Consider the following 16,409-nt stretch of genomic DNA (forward strand, 5'->3'; position numbering starts at 1 on the left):
ACGCCTGGTTGAAATCCGGGCGAATGTTACGCCAGAAGCTACGCCATCCCACCAAGTGCCGATGGCGTGCAGGCACCGTGCGGGCAACTTTTGCAGCGAACTAAGGGCGGCAATCCGGGCCAGAAATGTCAAGAGAATCAATGACCTACACCGAAAATAGCCAGGAAAAACAAGGCACTACGGAAGCAGACATTTCCCGCCATACCCCAATGATGCAGCAGTACCTGCGCATCAAGGCCGAGTTCCCGGACACCCTGGTCTTCTACCGCATGGGCGACTTCTACGAGGTCTTCTACGACGACGCCCGCAAGGCCAACGCGCTGCTGGACATCACCCTGACCGTGCGCGGCCAGAGCGGCGGCGAGCCCGTGGTGATGGCAGGCGTGCCGGTGCATGCGCTGGAGTCCTACCTGTCCAAGCTGATCAAGCTGGGCGAGGCGGTCGCCATCGCCGAGCAGGTCGGCGAGGTGGGAGCGACCAAGGGGCCGGTGGAGCGCAAGGTCGTCCGCGTGGTGACGCCCGGCACCGTCACAGACACCGAACTGCTGGCCGACAAGCAGGACAGCATCCTGCTCGCCGTGGCCAGCACCGGTGCGCGCGCCAGGCCCACGCTGGGCCTGGCCTGGCTCTCGCTCACCCAGGGCCAGTTGGGCCTGGCGGAGTGCAGCGCGGAGGAGCTGCCCTCGTGGCTGGCCCGCCTCTCGCCGGCCGAGGTGCTGGTGGACCGCGAGCGCCAGCCCGCCGGCGTGCTGGCCGCGCGCCTGCCCATCACCAACCGCCCCAGCTGGCAGTTCGACACCGCCCTGGGCCTGCGCAAGCTCTGCGAGCAGCTCGGCGTAGCCAGCCTGCAGGGCTTGAACGCGCAGGAGCTGACGGCCGCCCAAGCCGCCGCGGCCGCGCTGCTGAGCTATGCCGAGCACACCCAGGGCCGGGCCCTGGCTCACGTCAAGAGCCTGCAGGTGCAGCGCGCCTCCGAGCTGCTGGACCTGCCGCCGGCCACCCAGCGCAACCTGGAGCTGACCCAGACCCTTCGCGGTGAAACCAGCCCCACTCTGCTCTCGCTGCTGGACAGCTGCCGCACCGGCATGGGCAGCCGCGCGCTGCGCCAGTGGCTGCTGCATCCAAGGCGCGAGCGTGCGGAGGCGCTGGCGCGGCACGAGGCCATCGCCACCTTCCTGTCCCAGGGCTTCGAGGGCCTGCGCGAGGCCCTGCGCCAGGTGTCCGACGTGGAGCGCATTGCTGCCCGCGTGGCCCTGCGCCAGGTGCGCCCGCGCGAGCTGGCGGGCCTGCGCGCCACGCTGCTGAACCTGCCGGCGCTGCGCTCGCAGGTGCCCGCTGCCGGCAGCGCGCTGCTGCAGTCCCTGGGCGAAGGCCTCCTGGCTTCGCCCCACCTCGCTGAACTGCTGTGCCGCGCCATCGCCGAGGAGCCGGCGGTGCTGGTCCGCGACGGTGGCGTCATCGCCCCCGGCTTCGACGAGGAGCTGGACGAACTCCGGGGCATCAGCCAGAACTGCGATGCCTACCTGCTGGACCTCGAGGCCCGCGAGCGCGCCCGCACCGGCATTGCCAATCTGCGCGTGCAGTACAACAAGGTGCATGGCTTCTACATCGAGGTCACCACGGGCCAGCTGGACAAGGTCCCCATGGACTTCCAGCGCCGCCAGACGCTGAAGAACGCCGAGCGCTTCATCACGCCCGAACTCAAGAGCTTCGAGGACAAGGCGCTGTCGGCCCAGGAGCGTGCCCTGTCCCGCGAGAAGGCGCTGTACGAGCTGGTGATCGACGAGCTCACCAGCGAGCTGCCCGCCCTCACCCGCCTGGGCCGCGCCCTGGCCAGCCTGGACGCTCTCGCGGCCCTGGCCGAGCGTGCCGCCACCCTCAACTGGGCCCGGCCGGACTTCGTGCCACAGCCCTGCATCGACATTCAAGGCGGCCGCCATCCCGTCGTCGAGATGCGCCTGCGCGAGACCGGCGCCGGCGAGTTCATGGCCAATGACTGCCGGCTCGACGCCCGCACCCGCATGCAGGTCATCACCGGGCCGAACATGGGCGGCAAGAGCACCTTCATGCGCCAGGTGGCCTTGATCTGCCTGCTGGCGGCCATGGGTTCCTATGTGCCGGCGCGCAGCTGCCGCCTGGGACCCATGGACGCCATCCACACCCGCATCGGCGCGGCGGACGACCTGGCCAATGCCCAGTCCACCTTCATGCTGGAGATGACCGAGGCCGCCGCCATCCTGCACGGCGCGACGGACCAGTCCCTGGTGCTGATGGACGAAATCGGGCGGGGGACGTCCACCTTCGACGGCCTGGCCCTGGCCGGCGCCATCGCCAGCCACCTGCACGACAAGTGCCGGGCCTTCACGCTCTTCGCCACCCACTACTTCGAGCTGACCGAGTTCCCGGCCAAACATGCGCAGGCGGTGAACATGCACGTCTCGGCGGCGGAGAGCGGCGAGGACATCGTCTTCCTGCACGAGATCCAGCCCGGCCCCGCCAGCCGCAGCTACGGCGTGCAGGTGGCCCGCCTGGCCGGCATGCCCGGCAGTCTGGTGCGACAGGCGCGCGCCACGCTGGAGGCCCTGGAAGCCAAGGCGGGCGAGGCCGAATCGCAGATCGACCTGTTCGCGGCGCCGCCCGAGCCGGTGGCCGCTGTCGCCGAGGCGACCCATCCGCTGCTGGACGCCCTGCATGATCTCGACCCCGACGCCCTGAGCCCGCGCGAGGCCCTGGAGCAGCTCTACAAGCTGAAGCAGCTGGCCCGCGCCTGAAGCCGCCAACCGACACCTCATGCCCCAGACTCCTCCGGCCGAGCGCCACCTCGTCTTCTCCCACGCCAACGGCTTTCCCGCGGGCTGCTACCGCGTGCTGTTCGAGACCTGGGAGCGGGCCGGCTGGACGGTGCATGCCATCCCGCGCCTGGGCCACGACCCGCAGTACCCGGTCACCAGCAACTGGCCGCACCTGCGGGACCAGCTGATCCATTTCATCGAGCGCCAGGTGCGCCCGCGCATGAAGACGCCTGGGCCGGTGATGCTGGCTGGCCATTCGCTGGGTGGCGGCGTGAGCCTGCTCGCGGCCTGCCGGCGGCCGGACCTGGTGCGCGGCCTGCTGATGCTGGACTCGCCCGTGGTCTCGGGCTGGAAGGCGCACAGCATCCATGTGGCCAAGCTGACGGGGCTGATCGAGCGGGTGTCGCCCGGCAAGATCTCCAGCCAGCGCCGCCATCGCTGGCCCTCGCGCGAGGCGGTGTTCGAGCACTTTGCCAGCAAGCACAAGTTTGCCCGCTGGGACGAGCGCGTGCTGCGCGACTACATCGCCAGCGGCTTCGATGAGATCGAGGGCGAGGTCCACCTGGGCTTCCGCCGCGAGGTCGAGACACGCATCTACAACACGCTGCCGCACACCTTCGACCGCATCATGCGCCGGCACCCGCCGCGCTGCCCGGTGGCCTTCGTCGCGGGCACGCAGTCCGAGGAACTGCGCCAGGCCGGGGCCGAGGCCAGCAAGCGCCTGGCCGGCCACAACTTCCATTGGATGGATGGCGGCCACCTCTATCCTTTCGAGCGGCCCGATGACACGGCCGCCCTCGTGCTGCAATTGCTGGACCGGCTGGAAGCGGAGGCTGCGGCCCCCGGCGCGACCTCGCTATAATCGCGCTTTACCACCACAGCGTTCTTGCATCGGACGCTGCAAGACATGACCAAGTACGTCTTCGTCACCGGCGGTGTGGTGTCCTCCCTCGGCAAGGGCATCGCATCGGCCTCTCTGGCTGCCATCCTCGAATCGCGCGGCCTCTCCGTCACCCTCATCAAGCTGGATCCCTACATCAACGTGGATCCGGGCACGATGTCCCCCTTCCAGCACGGCGAAGTCTTCGTCACCGATGACGGTGCCGAGACGGACCTCGACCTGGGCCACTACGAGCGCTTCATCACCACGCGGATGAAGAAGGCCAACAACTTCACCACCGGGCAGATCTACATGTCGGTGCTGGAGAAGGAACGCCGTGGCGACTACCTCGGCAAGACGGTGCAGGTGATTCCGCACATCACCAATGAAATGCAGGAGTTCATCCGTCGCGGCGCCGGTCACGGCACGCCGGATGCGGTCGACGTGGCCATTGTCGAGATCGGCGGCACGGTGGGCGACATCGAGTCCCTGCCCTTCCTGGAAGCCGCCCGCCAGATGAGCCTGAAGATGGGTCCGACGAACGTTGCCTTCGTCCACCTGACCTATGTGCCCTGGATCGCCGCTGCCGGCGAGCTCAAGACCAAGCCCACGCAGCACACGGTGCAGAAGCTGCGCGAGATCGGCATCCAGCCCGACGCCCTGCTGTGCCGCGCCGACCGCCGCATCCCGGATGACGAGCGCGAGAAGATCTCGCTGTTCACCAACGTGCCCGAGTACGGCGTGATCTCCATGTGGGACGTGAACACCATCTACAAGGTGCCGCGCGTGCTGCATGAGCAGGGCCTGGACCAGCTGATCTGCACCAAGTTGCAGCTCAACACCAAGTCGGCCGACCTGAAGCGCTGGGACACCCTGGTGCATGAGGTGGAGAACCCGGCCCAGCAGGTCACCATCGCCATGTGCGGCAAGTACACCGACCTGTCGGACTCGTACAAGTCGCTGAACGAGGCCCTGCGCCACGCCGGCATCCACAACCATGCCGGCGTCAGGATCGAGTACGTCGATTCCGAGCAGCTGAGCAGGGACAACATCGCCCAGCTGGCGCAGTACGACGCCATCCTGGTGCCGGGCGGCTTCGGCAAGCGCGGTGTCGAGGGCAAGATCCTGGCGGCCCAGTACGCCCGCGAGCACAAGGTGCCCTACCTGGGCATCTGCCTGGGCATGCAGGTCGCGACCATCGAGTACGCCCGCCACATGGCCGGCCTGGAAGGCGCGAACTCCACCGAGTTCGACCCCGAGACCCAGCACCCGGTCATCGCCCTGATCGACGAATGGCAGGACGCCGACGGCACCATCCAGAAGCGCGACGAGAAGAGCGACCTCGGCGGCACCATGCGCCTGGGCGCCCAGAGCTCGGACGTCAAGCCGGGCACCCTGGCCCACGAGATCTACGGCCCGGTCGTGACCGAGCGCCACCGCCACCGCTATGAAGCCAACGAGCACTACCTCGACAAGCTCCAGGCGGCCGGCCTGGTGATCTCGGCCATCACCCAGCGCGAGAAGCTCACCGAGATCGTCGAGCTGCCACGCGAGGTGCACCCCTGGTTCGTGGGCGTGCAGTTCCACCCCGAGTTCAAGTCCACCCCCTGGGACGGCCATCCGCTGTTCACCGCCTTCATCAAGGCGGCCCTGAGCCACAAGAAGGCCTGAAGGAGCGCTGTCCATGAAGCTGTGCGGCTTTGATGTCGGGATCGACAAGCCTTTCTTCCTGATCGCCGGCACCTGCTCGATCGAGAGCCTGGAGCTCTCCATCGAGGTGGCCGGCCAGCTCAAGGAGGCCTGTTCGGCCCTGGGCATCCCCCTCATCTACAAGGGCTCCTTCGACAAGGCCAACCGCTCCTCCGGCACCAGCAAGCGCGGTGTCGGCATGGACGCCGGCCTGAAGATCCTGGACGAGGTGCGACGCCAGCTCGGGCTGCCCATCCTGACCGATGTGCACGACGAATCCCAGGTGGCCCCCGTGGCCGCCGTAGTCGACGTGCTGCAGACCCCGGCCTTCCTCTGCCGCCAGACGGACTTCATCCGCGCGGTGGCCAAGTCGGGCAAGCCGGTGAACATCAAGAAGGGCCAGTTCCTCGCGCCCTGGGACATGAAGAACGTCATCGACAAGGCCCGCGAAGCTGCCCGCGAAGCCGGCCTGCCCGAAGACAGCTTCCTGGCCTGCGAGCGCGGCGTGAGCTTCGGCTACAACAACCTCGTGGCGGACATGTGCAGCCTGGCCGAGATGCGCAAGTCCGGCGCCCCCGTGGTGTTTGACGTGACCCACTCGGTGCAGAAGCCCGGCGGCCAGGGCACCACCAGCGGCGGTGCCCGCGAGATGGTGCCGGTGCTGGCCCGCGCCGGCGTGGGCGTGGGCGTGGCGGGGCTCTTCATGGAGACCCACCCGCGTCCGGCCGAGGCCTTCTCCGACGGCCCCAATGCCGTCCCGCTGAACCGCATGCGGGCGCTGCTGGAGCAGCTCGTGGCCCTGGACCGCGTGGTCAAGAGCCAGCCCCTGCTGGAGAACGACTTCTCCGCCTGAGCCTGAACACCCCCCGGCGCGGCCTGCACAGACCGCGCCGCTTTTTCTTCAAGGATGCCCATGCCCGCCGCCTTCGTGATTGCCGACGTGACCGTGACCGATGCCGAACAGATGGCCAAGTACCGGGAATGGAGCAGCAAGGCCATGGAGGAGCATGGGGCCGAGATCCTCGCGCGAGGTGGCGCCGTAGAGGTGCTGGAAGGCGACTGGCAGCCCACCCGCCTGGTGCTGCTGAAGTTCGCCGACCACGCCACCGCCCGCGCCTTCTACGATTCCGAGACCTACCGGCATGCCCGGACCCTGCGCGAGAACGCGGGCGTCATGCGCATGCTGATCGTGGACGGGGTCTGAGCCCCCCTGCCGGCCCGATGACCACGATTGTTCAGCGCGCGTAACCTTTTGCTGGCACCATGCGCGCCGAACGTAACTAAGTTACCAACTTCCTACCGGAGACCTTCTCAATGAGCGCCATTGTTGACATCGTCGGACGCGAAATCCTTGACAGCCGCGGCAACCCCACCGTGGAGTGCGACGTCCTGCTGGAATCGGGCGTGATGGGCCGCGCGGCTGTGCCGAGCGGCGCCTCCACCGGCTCGCGCGAAGCCATCGAACTGCGTGACGGCGACAAGAGCCGCTACCTGGGCAAGGGCGTGCTGAAGGCCGTCGAGCACATCAACACCGAGATCAGCGAAGCCGTGCTGGGCCTGGACGCCTCCGAGCAGGCCTTCCTGGACAAGACCCTGATCGACCTCGACGGCACCGAGAACAAGAGCCGCCTGGGCGCCAACGCCATGCTGGCCGTCTCGATGGCCGTGGCCCGCGCCGCCGCTGAAGAGAGCGGCCTGCCCCTGTACCGCTACTTCGGCGGCATGGGCGGCAACCAGCTGCCGGTCCCGATGATGAACGTCATCAACGGCGGCGCCCACGCGAACAACTCGCTGGACCTGCAAGAGCTGATGATCATCCCCGTGGGCGCCCCGAGCTTCCGCGAGGCCCTGCGCTGGGGCGCCGAAGTGTTCCACGCCCTCAAGAAGATCCTGCACGACAAGGGCATCAGCACCGCCGTGGGTGACGAGGGCGGCTTCGCGCCCAGCGTCGAGAGCCACGAGGCTGCGATCCAGCTGATCCTGGAAGCCATCGACAAGGCCGGCTACACCGCCGGCGAGCAGATCGCCCTGGGCCTGGACTGCGCCGCGAGCGAGTTCTACAAGGACGGCAAGTACGTGCTGGAAGGCGAAGGCGGCATCCAGCTGACGGCCGAGCAGTGGACCGACATGCTGGCCACCTGGGTCGACAAGTACCCCATCATCTCCATCGAGGACGGCATGGCCGAAGGCGACTGGGACGGCTGGAAGCACATCACCGAGCGCCTGGGCGCCAAGGTGCAGCTGGTGGGTGACGACCTCTTCGTGACCAACACCAAGATCCTGAAGGAAGGCATCGACAAGGGCATCGCCAACTCGATCCTCATCAAGATCAACCAGATCGGCACCCTGACCGAGACCTTCGCCGCCATCGAGATGGCCAAGCGCGCCGGCTACACCGCCGTGATCTCGCACCGCTCGGGCGAGACCGAGGACTCCACCATCTCCGACATCGCCGTGGGCCTCAACGCCGGTCAGATCAAGACGGGTTCGCTGTCGCGCTCGGACCGCATGGCCAAGTACAACCAGCTGCTGCGCATCGAGGAAGACCTGGGCGACATCGCCGTCTACCCGGGCCGCGCCGCCTTCTACAACCTGCGCTGATTGCCCAGCATCGTGCGGACGTCGGGCTTCGTGCCCGAGGCCACCTGATGCCACCTGATGCCACATATGGCCCCGCACCCCCTGGTGCCGGGGCCTTTTTCATGGACATCCCGCAAGGCCGGGGCCCGCGGACTGCCTTACACTCGCCCCTCGTGAAAGTCCTTGCGCTCATCCTCGCCGCCTTCCTCATCGCCATCCAGGGCCAGCTCTGGTTCGGCAAAGGTGGCCTGGCCCGTGGCGTGCAGCTGCGCGCCGAGCTGCGCCAGCAGCAGCAGGCCAATGAGCAGGCCCAGGCGCGCAATGCGCTGATCCAGGCCGAGCTGCGCGATCTGCGGGAAGGCCTGGAGATGGTCGAGGAAAAGGCCCGGCTCGAGCTGAGCATGGTCCGCCCCGACGAGATCTACGTCCAGGTCCACCGCTGATCCCCGACTGCCCATGGATGCCCTGCTCGCCTGGCTGAGCCCCCTGCTGCTGCCTGCCTTCGAGGCCTTCGGCAGCCCCATCACCTGGCTGGAGCTGGTGGCCTTCGTGCTGGCCGTGTGGATGGTGATCTGCAATATGCGGGTGCAGGTGCTGGGCTGGCCTCTGGCCCTCGTCAGCTCCCTGCTGTACTTCCTGCTGTTCTGGTCCGGCAAGCTCTACGGCGAGGCCTCGCTGCAGCTGGTCTTCGCCGTGCTGGCCCTGTGGGGCTGGCTGCAATGGCTGCGCGGAAGGACGAAAGACGGTGAAGCCCTCTTCGTGCGCCGACTGGAGCAGCGCCACCTGCTGCAGGCCCTGGGGCTGACCCTGCTGGCCTGGCCCCTGCTGGGGCTCTACCTGGCCCGGTACACCGATTCCCCTCTGCCCTACTGGGACGCCTTCCCCACCGTGGCCAGCCTGCTGGGCCAGTACCTGCTGGGCCGCAAATACCAGGAGAACTGGGGCGTGTGGGTGGTGGTCAATGTGGTGTCGGTGGCGCTGTTCGCCTTCAAGGGCTACTGGCTGACGGTGCTGCTCTATGCGGGCTTCATCCCGATGTCCGTCGCGGGCTGGCGGGCCTGGTCCCGCGAGCTGCGCACCCAGCCGGCGGGCTGAGACGCTGCGATGTCTGCCTTGAGGATCGCTCTGCTGGGCGCCGAGAGCACGGGCAAGAGCGCGCTCGCCCGCGCCCTGCATGAGACGCTGCCGTCGCTCACCGGCCTGCGCGTGGCCCGCGTGGACGAGTACCTGCGCGAATGGTGTGAGCGCGAAGGCCGTACGCCGCGCGCCGACGAGCAGCGGGCCATCATCGAGGAGCAGGAGCGCCGCGCCGACGCGCTGGCCGCCAGCCATGAACTGCTGATCGCCGACACCACCGCGCTGATGCCGGCCATCTACAGCGAATACCTCTTTGCCGACAGCAGCCTGGCGGCCTGGGCCCACCAGGCGCACCGGCGCTACCACCTCAGCCTGCTGATGGGCACGGACCTGCCCTGGGTGGCCGACGGCATGCGCGATGGCCCGCATGCCCAGGCGCCGGTGGACCGCCTGCTGCGGCGCTGGCTGCGCGAGGCGGGCCACGCCTTCGTGGTGGTCCAGGGGCAGGGCGACAGCCGCCTGCAGCAGGCCCTGGACGCCATCACCCCCCTGCTGGCCGGCATCCAGCACGCGCAGGGGCCGGCGCGCGCCTCGGACGGTCTCTTCAGCCGACTGATGGATCGCCAGTCACGGCTCCCGGGCAGCACGCGCTGGACCTGCGAGCTCTGCGACGACCCGGGCTGCGAGCATGCCCTGAAGACCGCGCCACCGGCCCCAGGTGGCAACCGGCCAGCGTCTTGACGCCTGGGCGCTCGCCCTGCACACTGGCCGCCGCATGCGGCAAACGTTTGGCATTCCGAGAGGTGCCTGGCGCAGGCCCGCTCCCCCTGTCCTGAGCATTCACGAAGTTCCATGACTGTCCCAGCTGCCCTGCACGGTTCCCGTTCCGCCCCTCAGCGCCCGTCCTGGCGCCCCGCCCTGGCCGCCGCGCTGGCAGGCCTGGGGCTGGCAGCCTGCAGTACCGCGCCCCTGCCGCCGACACCCACTCCCCCTCCTGCGGCCACTGCGCCCACGGACCTCGTGCCGCTGCGCATCCTGGCCATCAACGATTTCCACGGCAACCTGAAGCCGCCCGCCGGCGGCATCCGCATCAAGGATCCGCAGCGCCCGCAAGCGTTTGTCGACGTCGAAGCCGGGGGTGCAGAGTACCTCTCGACCGCCGTGGCTCAGGCCCGCGCCGGCCACGCCAACAACGTCTTCGTGGCGGCGGGTGACCTGGTCGGTGGCTCGCCGCTGCTGTCGGCGCTGTTCAACGACGAGCCGGCGATCGAGTCCCTGTCCGCCATGGGCCTGGCCCTGAGCAGCGTGGGCAACCACGAGTTCGATGCCGGGCTCGAGGAGCTCCAGCGCCGCCAGCACGGCGGCTGCCACCCCGAGAAGGGCTGCCAGGGGCCCGCGCCGTTCAAGGGCGCGGCCTTCCAGTATCTGGCGGCCAGCACCATCGCGACGGCCACCGGCCAGCCCATCTTCCCGGCCTATGCCATCCGCCATTTCGACGGCATCCCCGTGGCCTTCATCGGGCTGGCGCTCAAGGGCACGCCGGGCATCGTGGTGCCCAGCAGCGTCAAGGGACTGCGCTTCGACGACGAAGCCCAGACCGTCAACCGCCTGGTGCCCCAGCTGCGCGCCCAGGGCGTGAAGGCCATCGTGGTGCTGATCCACGAAGGCGGCTTCCCCGCGGGCGACTACAACGAATGCCCGGGCATCTCCGGCCCCATCGTGGACATCGTCAAGCAGCTGGACCCGGCCGTGGACCTGGTGGTCAGCGGTCATACGCACCGGGCCTACAACTGCCGCATCGGTGGCCGCCTGGTGACCAGCGGTGACAAGTACGGCACCATCGTCACCGCCATCGACGTGCAGCTGGACCGCAGGACCCGCGATATCGTCAGCACCGCGGCCGAGAACCGCATCGTGCGACATGACCAGTACGGCCGCGATGCCTCGCAGACCGCACTGATCGCGGCCTATGAGTCCAAGGCCACCGCCATCATCGACCGCCCCGTGGGGCGCATCGGCGCCAGCTTCACCCGCGAGGAAGACGCCGCCGGGGCCACCACCATGGGCCAGCTGGTGGCAGACGCCCACTGGGCAGCCACCCGCGCGCCCGAGGACGGGGGCGCCGACTTCGCCATCACCAATATCGGTGGCGTGCGCTCCAGTCTGCTGTTCAGCGGCGATGGCTCGGTGAGCTTCGGGCAGGTCTACACCACGCAGCCCTTCAACAACAACCTCGTCGTGATCCAGCTGACCGGCGCACAGCTGAAGGCGGCCCTGGAGCAGCAATGGATAGGTCAGCCCAAGTTCCGCCCGCTGCAACTCTCGGAAGGCCTGAGCTACGCCTACGACGCCACCCGGCCCATCGGCGAACGTGTGCTGCCGGGCAGCCTGCAGCTGCGCGGCCGGCCCCTGCGCATGGAGGCCAGCTACAAGGTCGGGATGAACATGTTCCTGGCCACCGGCGGTGATGGCTTCCCGGCCTTTGCAGAAGGCAAGATCCTGCAGCGCAGCGTCGTGGACCACGAGGCGCTGGTGAGCTATCTGCAGGCCCATCCGGGCATCAAGCCCGCAGCGCGGGATCGTGTGCAGGCGCGCTGAACTGGCGTGCGCAAATGGCAAAGGCCCGTCATCGACGGGCCTTTTCACATGAGCGTCAGGGCGCTTACTGCAGCGTCTGGCTCCCGCCGGCGCTGGGCGCCGCGAACAGGCCGCCCACGTCCACGGCATCGAAGCGGTACTGGGCGCCGCAGAATTCGCAGTCGACCTCCACCTCACCACGCTCCGCGACCACCCCCTCGACCTCCTCGCGGCCCAGGCCGGCCAGCATCTGGCCCACGCGCTCGCGCGAGCAGGTGCAGGCGAAGCGCGGGCGCAAGGGTTCGAAGCGGCGCATGTCCTCTTCCCAGAACAGGCGGCGCAGGATGGTCTCGGCATCCAGGCTCAGCAGCTCCTCGCTGGTCAGCGTGGCGGCCAGCATGGCGATGCGGTTGAAGTCCTCGTGCTCGCCGATGCTCTCGCCACGCCCGGGCTGGCCCTCCAGATTGGCCTCGCCCTCCACGGGCATGCGCTGGATCAGCAGGCCGGCGGCCATCTCGTCATTTGCGGCGAGGATGAGGCGGGTGTCCAGCTGCTCGGACTGCAGCATGTAGTGCTCCAGGGCCTCGGAGATCTTGTGCAGCGGCTCGCGCTGGTCGCCATGCAGGGGCACCACGCCCTGGTAGGGCTGCATGCCGGGCATCTTGTCCTTGGGGTCCAGGGTGATGGCACAGCGGCCCTGGCCCAGCACATTGACCATCATCTCCAGCGGCGCGTCATCTGCCACCTCGCCGATCACCTTGGCCGTGGAGCGGTAGCTCAGGTCATGCTGCACCTCCACCACAGCCAGCTTGACCGGGCCGTCGCCCATCACCTGCAGCACCAAGGCGCCGTTGAACTTGATGTTGGACTGCATCAGCACGCCTGCCGCCGACATCTGGCCCAGCAGGCTGCGCACCGCCGGCGGGAAGGCCTTGTCGCCCGGGCGGCGGGCCAGCAGCTCCTTCCAGCTGTGGGTCAGTCGCACCAGCATGCCGCGCACGGGCAGGCCTTCGAACAGGAATTTGTGCAGTTCACTCATGGTCTTGCGCCCCTCCAGCCCCTTCATGGAGGGCCGGGGGCGTCCTTGCAGGTTGCAGAAAAACAAAATCCCGACGCCTGGGCGACGGGACGGCCGCGGCGCTTGCACCCCGCGGCAACGATGCATATGGGGCCCTTCACGCTCAAAGCAAGCGCCCCGGCAGAACGCTCAGCGCAGGCGCTTCAGCTCCTTGGCATACCGCTGGCCGTTGCCCACGTAATGCCGCGCACTGGCGGCCAGCCCGGCGATCTGCTCCGGGCGGAGCTCCTTCACCACCGTGGCAGGGCGGCCCATGATCAGGCTGCCGTCCGGGAATTCCTTGCCTTCGGTCACCAGGGAGCCGGCGCCCACGAGGCAGTTCTTCCCGATGCGCGCGCCGTTGAGCACCACCGCGCCGATGCCGATCAGCGAGTTGTCCCCCACCGTGCAGCCATGCAGCATGACCTGGTGGCCGACGGTGACGTTCTCGCCCAGCACAAGAGGAAAGCCGGTGTCGGCATGCAGGACCGAGCCGTCCTGGATGTTGCTGCCACGGCCGATGCTGAGGGTGTCGCTGTCTCCGCGCAGCACGGCCTGGAACCAGATGCTCACGTCCTCGGCCAGGCTGACCCGCCCGATGACCTCAGCGCTGTCGGCCACCCAGGCCGTGTCGGCCACCTCGGGCACATGCTCGCCCAGCTGATAGATCGCCATCGAGGCACTCCTTGTCCAGCCACCCTCCGCGGGCGCCGTCCGTTCTCTTGTGGGACGTCAGACCGAAGGGCCTGACGGCAAAGCGATAATTTTAAGGATGGAAACACGCATGAGGGCGCTCGCCGTGCTGGTCGAGCCCGATCCGGCCCGCAAGGCTGCCGCGGCCACGCAACTGCGGGCCGATTTTCTGGCCGGCGCGCCGCTGGACACCGTGGCCCGCCTGACGCCCACCCCGCCCCTGCCCGGCCGCCCGGCCCGCCCCGCGCTCAAGCAAGCGCTGCAGGTGCCCAGCCGCTCGCCCTTCACGGTTGAGGGCCGGGCTGCGCTGATCCATGCGATCTGCCATATCGAGTTCAATGCCATCAACCTGGGGCTGGACGCCGTCTGGCGCTTCCCCGGCATGCCGCGCGACTTCTACGCCGACTGGCTGCAGGTGGCCGCCGAGGAAGCCCTGCACTTCAGCCTGCTGCACGAGCACCTGCAGACCCTGGGCCACCGCTATGGCGACTTCGACGCCCACGACGGCCTCTGGACCATGGCCGAGCGCACCCGCGACGACGTGCTGGCCCGCATGGCCCTGGTGCCCCGCACCCTGGAAGCCCGCGGCCTGGACGCCACGCCGCCCCTGCAGGCCAAGTTCCGCAAGGCGGGGGACGAGCGTGCCGTGGCCATCCTGGACATCATCCTGCGCGACGAGATCGGCCACGTGGAGATCGGCAACCGCTGGTACCGCCACCTTTGCCTGGAGCGCGGCATGGACCCCGTCGCCAGCTACCCGGCCCTGGTCGATCGCTACCAGGCCCCCCGGCTGCGCCCGCCCTTCAACTTCGAGGCCCGCAGCGCCGCCGGCTTCAGCGAAGCCGAGCTGGACTACCTGCGAAGCTGAGCCCGGAAGTCCACCGGTACCGCTCGCTATGATGCGCGGTTCCCCTGGCCGCCTCAGAGGCTCCCGCCCGTGACCCGCATCCAAGCCAATCTGCTGCTGACCGTCATCGCCCTGATCTGGGGCTCGGCCTTCGTGGCGCAGAGCCAGGGCATGGCCCATATCGGGCCCATGATGTTCACCGGCGTGCGCTTCCTGGTGGGTTCGCTGGTCGTGCTGCCCCTGGCCTGGCGTGAGCAGCGCCAGCTGGCCGCCCAGGGCGCCGCACTGCAGCCGCGGGACTGGCACAAGATCGCCGCGCTGGCCTCGCTGCTGCTGATGGGGGCGGCCATGCAGCAGATCGGCATCGTCAGCACCACGGTCACCAATGCCGGCTTCCTGACGGCGCTGTACGTGCCCCTGGTGCCGGTGCTGGGCTGGCTGCTGCTGCGTCACGTGCCGCATTGGTCCGTATGGCCCGGTGGCCTGGCCTGCCTGGTGGGCGCCTTCCTGCTGTCGGGTGCCCATGAGCTGAAGATCGGCCTGGGTGACGCCTGGGTGATCGCGTCCTCCCTGCCCTGGGCCGTGCACGTGCTGATGGTGGGCCGGGTGGCCGACCGCATGAACGCGCCCTTCTCGGTGGCCTGCGGCCAGTTCTTCCTGGTGGGCCTGGCCGCGCTGGCCTATGCCCTGGCCTTCGAACCCTGGAGCTGGACTGGCCTGCGCGAGGCCACCGGCGCCATTCTCTACACCGGCGTGATGTCGGTGGGCGTGGCCTTCACCGCCCAGGTGGTGGCGCAGCGCTATTCGCATGCGGCGGACGCCGCCATCATCCTGTCCTCCGAGACCGTGTTCTCGGCCGCCTTCGGCTACCTGCTGATGGGCGACCGCCTCAGTGCGGCCGGCTTGGCGGGCTGCGGGCTGATCCTGGTCAGCATGCTGGGCGTGCAGATGCTGCCCATGCTGGCGACCCTGAGGCGAGATCGCGTCTGACACTTCAAAGTTCGATTAACGTACTTTTCCGTTTCAAATAGTCACGTTTCTGACGCCGCGACATCAATCCATGCAGAAATGTTCGGGTTAACCCGAAAACTTGTCATAGGGTTTTCACGGATCTCTGCGATACTCCTTCCTGTGACGCCCTGGAGGGCATCACAAGGCCTAAGGCGCTGGACAGATCCCGGTGCCGACACGCCAGGCGGATGTCGCATGTGGACGTGCCCATCCGGCTGGTGAGAGTGACAGCTGTAGGGTCACTCACGAGGTCTTCTCACCCCACCGTCCAACAGACACGATGAGAAGCTCCATGTTTGCATTCAAGAAGTTCCTGCCCCCGGTGACCACCTCCTTCGTGGCCGCCAGCCCCGCCGCCGTGAGCGCCGGTGGCGCCCCTTCCTTCGAACCCGTCTCGGCCGGCAAGGTCGAGGAAGCGATGATCGTCGCGATGCTGGCCTTCTTCGGCCTCAGCTCTGTCATCGCCCTGCTGGCAGCCTGATCGCTGCATGGCTCTCAAGGTGGGCGCTCTTGCCCACCTGCCCTGCCTGAACGGACCCTCGCGGTCCGTTTTGCTTTTTCAGACACCCCCATCGACATCCGCAAAGAATCCCATCGGCGCAGTCCGATGGGATTCGCTCCGCGCGACTGCCGCGGACCCGGCTCTGCCGGGCCGTCGGCTGTGCCCCCGTGAGGGGGCGGGCGAAGCCGGTAGGGGGTGAACCTACAGCCCAAATGCCGTCGTCTTCTTGATGGTTCGCAGCACCAGCATGCTGTTGGAGCGCGCCACCTCGGGCAGCTGCATCAGCACATGGGTGTGGAAGCGCTCCAGGTCCTCGGCGTCCTTGTAGGCGAAGCGGATGACGTAGTCATTGGTGCCCGCCACATAGAAGCAGTCCAGGATGTCCGGGCTGTCCAGCACGGCCTGCTCGAAAGCGGCCAGGGCGGCGGTGGTCATGCGCTCCAGGTTGATGATGGTGTAGCTGGTGCCCTGTTTGCCCACCGCCTTGGGGTTGACCAGGGCGACGTACTGCGAGATCACGCCGCTGTCCTCCAGCCGCTTGACCCGGCGCAGGCAGGCCGAGGGGGACAGGTGGACCCGCGCGGCCAGGTCCTGGTTGGAGAGGCGGCCATCCGCCTGCAGCTCATTCAGGATGGCGCGGTCAATCGAATCCAATTGCACTTCAGAGCTCATCATTCGAATCCAATGCGAATTGCAGGCCATGC

General features: G+C 68.1%; 16 protein-coding genes. 13 read left to right on the top strand and 3 right to left on the bottom strand.

Going from position 1 to position 16,409, the window contains the following annotated elements; genetic code table 11:
• The first annotated feature begins 209 nt into the window (after window positions 1-209).
• The 10 genes from mutS to ABDJ40_RS14905 all read left to right on the top strand — a co-directional run bounded on the left by mutS (window position 210) and on the right by ABDJ40_RS14905 (window position 11,616).
• Complete coding sequence (mutS, locus tag ABDJ40_RS14860; RefSeq protein WP_347610997.1) at window positions 210-2,771, top strand: DNA mismatch repair protein MutS; 2,562 nt, start codon at window positions 210-212, stop codon at window positions 2,769-2,771.
• Window positions 2,772-2,790: 19 nt separating this feature from the next.
• Window positions 2,791-3,654 carry an alpha/beta fold hydrolase gene (locus tag ABDJ40_RS14865; RefSeq protein ID WP_347610999.1) on the top strand — a complete coding sequence of 288 codons (864 nt, stop codon included), beginning with the start codon at window positions 2,791-2,793 and terminating at the stop codon, window positions 3,652-3,654.
• Window positions 3,655-3,699: 45 nt separating this feature from the next.
• Entirely contained in the window at window positions 3,700-5,343 is a 1,644-nt protein-coding gene (pyrG, locus tag ABDJ40_RS14870; RefSeq protein WP_347611001.1) for a CTP synthase, read from the top strand.
• Between the two features lie 13 nt (window positions 5,344-5,356).
• Complete coding sequence (kdsA, locus tag ABDJ40_RS14875; protein WP_269633095.1) at window positions 5,357-6,214, top strand: 3-deoxy-8-phosphooctulonate synthase; 858 nt, start codon at window positions 5,357-5,359, stop codon at window positions 6,212-6,214.
• 60 nt (window positions 6,215-6,274) lie between these two features.
• Entirely contained in the window at window positions 6,275-6,565 is a 291-nt protein-coding gene (locus ABDJ40_RS14880) for a DUF1330 domain-containing protein (protein WP_347611003.1), read from the top strand.
• 110 nt (window positions 6,566-6,675) lie between these two features.
• Complete coding sequence (gene eno, locus ABDJ40_RS14885) at window positions 6,676-7,962, top strand: phosphopyruvate hydratase (RefSeq protein WP_347611005.1); 1,287 nt, start codon at window positions 6,676-6,678, stop codon at window positions 7,960-7,962.
• Window positions 7,963-8,114: 152 nt separating this feature from the next.
• Window positions 8,115-8,384 (top strand): septum formation initiator family protein, encoded by a 270-nt coding sequence (locus tag ABDJ40_RS14890; protein WP_269633098.1) that lies wholly within the window; start codon window positions 8,115-8,117, stop codon window positions 8,382-8,384.
• 13 nt (window positions 8,385-8,397) lie between these two features.
• The gene (gene pnuC, locus ABDJ40_RS14895; RefSeq protein ID WP_269633099.1) at window positions 8,398-9,036 is read left to right on the top strand and encodes a nicotinamide riboside transporter PnuC; all 639 of its coding nucleotides are present in this window, start codon (window positions 8,398-8,400) and stop codon (window positions 9,034-9,036) included.
• Between the two features lie 9 nt (window positions 9,037-9,045).
• Window positions 9,046-9,759: an AAA family ATPase gene (locus ABDJ40_RS14900; protein ID WP_347611008.1), complete on the top strand. Its 714-nt coding sequence runs from the start codon at window positions 9,046-9,048 to the stop codon at window positions 9,757-9,759.
• A gap of 111 nt (window positions 9,760-9,870) precedes the next feature.
• Window positions 9,871-11,616, top strand: coding sequence for a bifunctional metallophosphatase/5'-nucleotidase (locus tag ABDJ40_RS14905; RefSeq protein ID WP_347611010.1), 1,746 nt, complete (start codon window positions 9,871-9,873; stop codon window positions 11,614-11,616).
• Window positions 11,617-11,680: 64 nt separating this feature from the next.
• On the opposite strand, the gene hslO is transcribed toward ABDJ40_RS14905, so the two are convergent.
• Complete coding sequence (gene hslO / locus ABDJ40_RS14910) at window positions 11,681-12,634, bottom strand: Hsp33 family molecular chaperone HslO (RefSeq protein ID WP_269633102.1); 954 nt, start codon at window positions 12,632-12,634, stop codon at window positions 11,681-11,683.
• 168 nt (window positions 12,635-12,802) lie between these two features.
• Window positions 12,803-13,327 carry a gamma carbonic anhydrase family protein gene (locus ABDJ40_RS14915; protein ID WP_347611012.1) on the bottom strand — a complete coding sequence of 175 codons (525 nt, stop codon included), beginning with the start codon at window positions 13,325-13,327 and terminating at the stop codon, window positions 12,803-12,805.
• Window positions 13,328-13,424: 97 nt separating this feature from the next.
• Between ABDJ40_RS14915 and ABDJ40_RS14920 the strand changes: the two genes are divergently transcribed.
• From ABDJ40_RS14920 to ABDJ40_RS14930, 3 genes are all read left to right on the top strand, one after another.
• A complete protein-coding gene (locus ABDJ40_RS14920) occupies window positions 13,425-14,213 on the top strand; it encodes a ferritin-like domain-containing protein (RefSeq protein ID WP_347611014.1) in 789 nt (262 codons plus the stop codon).
• A 69-nt stretch (window positions 14,214-14,282) separates the two neighbouring features.
• Window positions 14,283-15,182: a DMT family transporter gene (locus ABDJ40_RS14925; protein WP_347611016.1), complete on the top strand. Its 900-nt coding sequence runs from the start codon at window positions 14,283-14,285 to the stop codon at window positions 15,180-15,182.
• Between the two features lie 313 nt (window positions 15,183-15,495).
• Complete coding sequence (locus ABDJ40_RS14930) at window positions 15,496-15,684, top strand: hypothetical protein (protein WP_347611018.1); 189 nt, start codon at window positions 15,496-15,498, stop codon at window positions 15,682-15,684.
• Between the two features lie 222 nt (window positions 15,685-15,906).
• Here ABDJ40_RS14930 and ABDJ40_RS14935 read toward each other — a convergent pair whose 3' ends face one another.
• On the bottom strand, window positions 15,907-16,365 hold the full coding sequence (locus ABDJ40_RS14935; protein ID WP_347611089.1) for an Lrp/AsnC family transcriptional regulator: 459 nt from the start codon (window positions 16,363-16,365) through the stop codon (window positions 15,907-15,909).
• Between the last annotated feature and the right edge of the window lie 44 nt (window positions 16,366-16,409).

Origin of the sequence: Roseateles flavus (genome assembly GCF_039872765.1) — a bacterium.
GTDB classification, from domain to species: domain Bacteria; phylum Pseudomonadota; class Gammaproteobacteria; order Burkholderiales; family Burkholderiaceae_C; genus Roseateles_B; species Roseateles_B flavus.

What these genes read in the sequence shown, in the direction of transcription:
- ABDJ40_RS14900 (WP_347611008.1), top strand. Translation starts at nt 9,046, where the DNA reads ATGTCTGCCTTGAGGATCGCTCTGCTGGGCGCCGAGAGCACGGGCAAG.
- ABDJ40_RS14880 (WP_347611003.1), top strand. Translation starts at nt 6,275, where the DNA reads ATGCCCGCCGCCTTCGTGATTGCCGACGTGACCGTGACCGATGCCGAA.
- kdsA (WP_269633095.1), top strand. Translation starts at nt 5,357, where the DNA reads ATGAAGCTGTGCGGCTTTGATGTCGGGATCGACAAGCCTTTCTTCCTG.
- ABDJ40_RS14930 (WP_347611018.1), top strand. Translation starts at nt 15,496, where the DNA reads ATGTTTGCATTCAAGAAGTTCCTGCCCCCGGTGACCACCTCCTTCGTG.
- ABDJ40_RS14905 (WP_347611010.1), top strand. Translation starts at nt 9,871, where the DNA reads ATGACTGTCCCAGCTGCCCTGCACGGTTCCCGTTCCGCCCCTCAGCGC.
- mutS (WP_347610997.1), top strand. Translation starts at nt 210, where the DNA reads ATGATGCAGCAGTACCTGCGCATCAAGGCCGAGTTCCCGGACACCCTG.
- ABDJ40_RS14915 (WP_347611012.1), bottom strand. Translation starts at nt 13,327, where the DNA reads ATGGCGATCTATCAGCTGGGCGAGCATGTGCCCGAGGTGGCCGACACG.
- pyrG (WP_347611001.1), top strand. Translation starts at nt 3,700, where the DNA reads ATGACCAAGTACGTCTTCGTCACCGGCGGTGTGGTGTCCTCCCTCGGC.
- eno (WP_347611005.1), top strand. Translation starts at nt 6,676, where the DNA reads ATGAGCGCCATTGTTGACATCGTCGGACGCGAAATCCTTGACAGCCGC.
- ABDJ40_RS14865 (WP_347610999.1), top strand. Translation starts at nt 2,791, where the DNA reads ATGCCCCAGACTCCTCCGGCCGAGCGCCACCTCGTCTTCTCCCACGCC.
- ABDJ40_RS14920 (WP_347611014.1), top strand. Translation starts at nt 13,425, where the DNA reads ATGGAAACACGCATGAGGGCGCTCGCCGTGCTGGTCGAGCCCGATCCG.
- pnuC (WP_269633099.1), top strand. Translation starts at nt 8,398, where the DNA reads ATGGATGCCCTGCTCGCCTGGCTGAGCCCCCTGCTGCTGCCTGCCTTC.
- hslO (WP_269633102.1), bottom strand. Translation starts at nt 12,634, where the DNA reads ATGAGTGAACTGCACAAATTCCTGTTCGAAGGCCTGCCCGTGCGCGGC.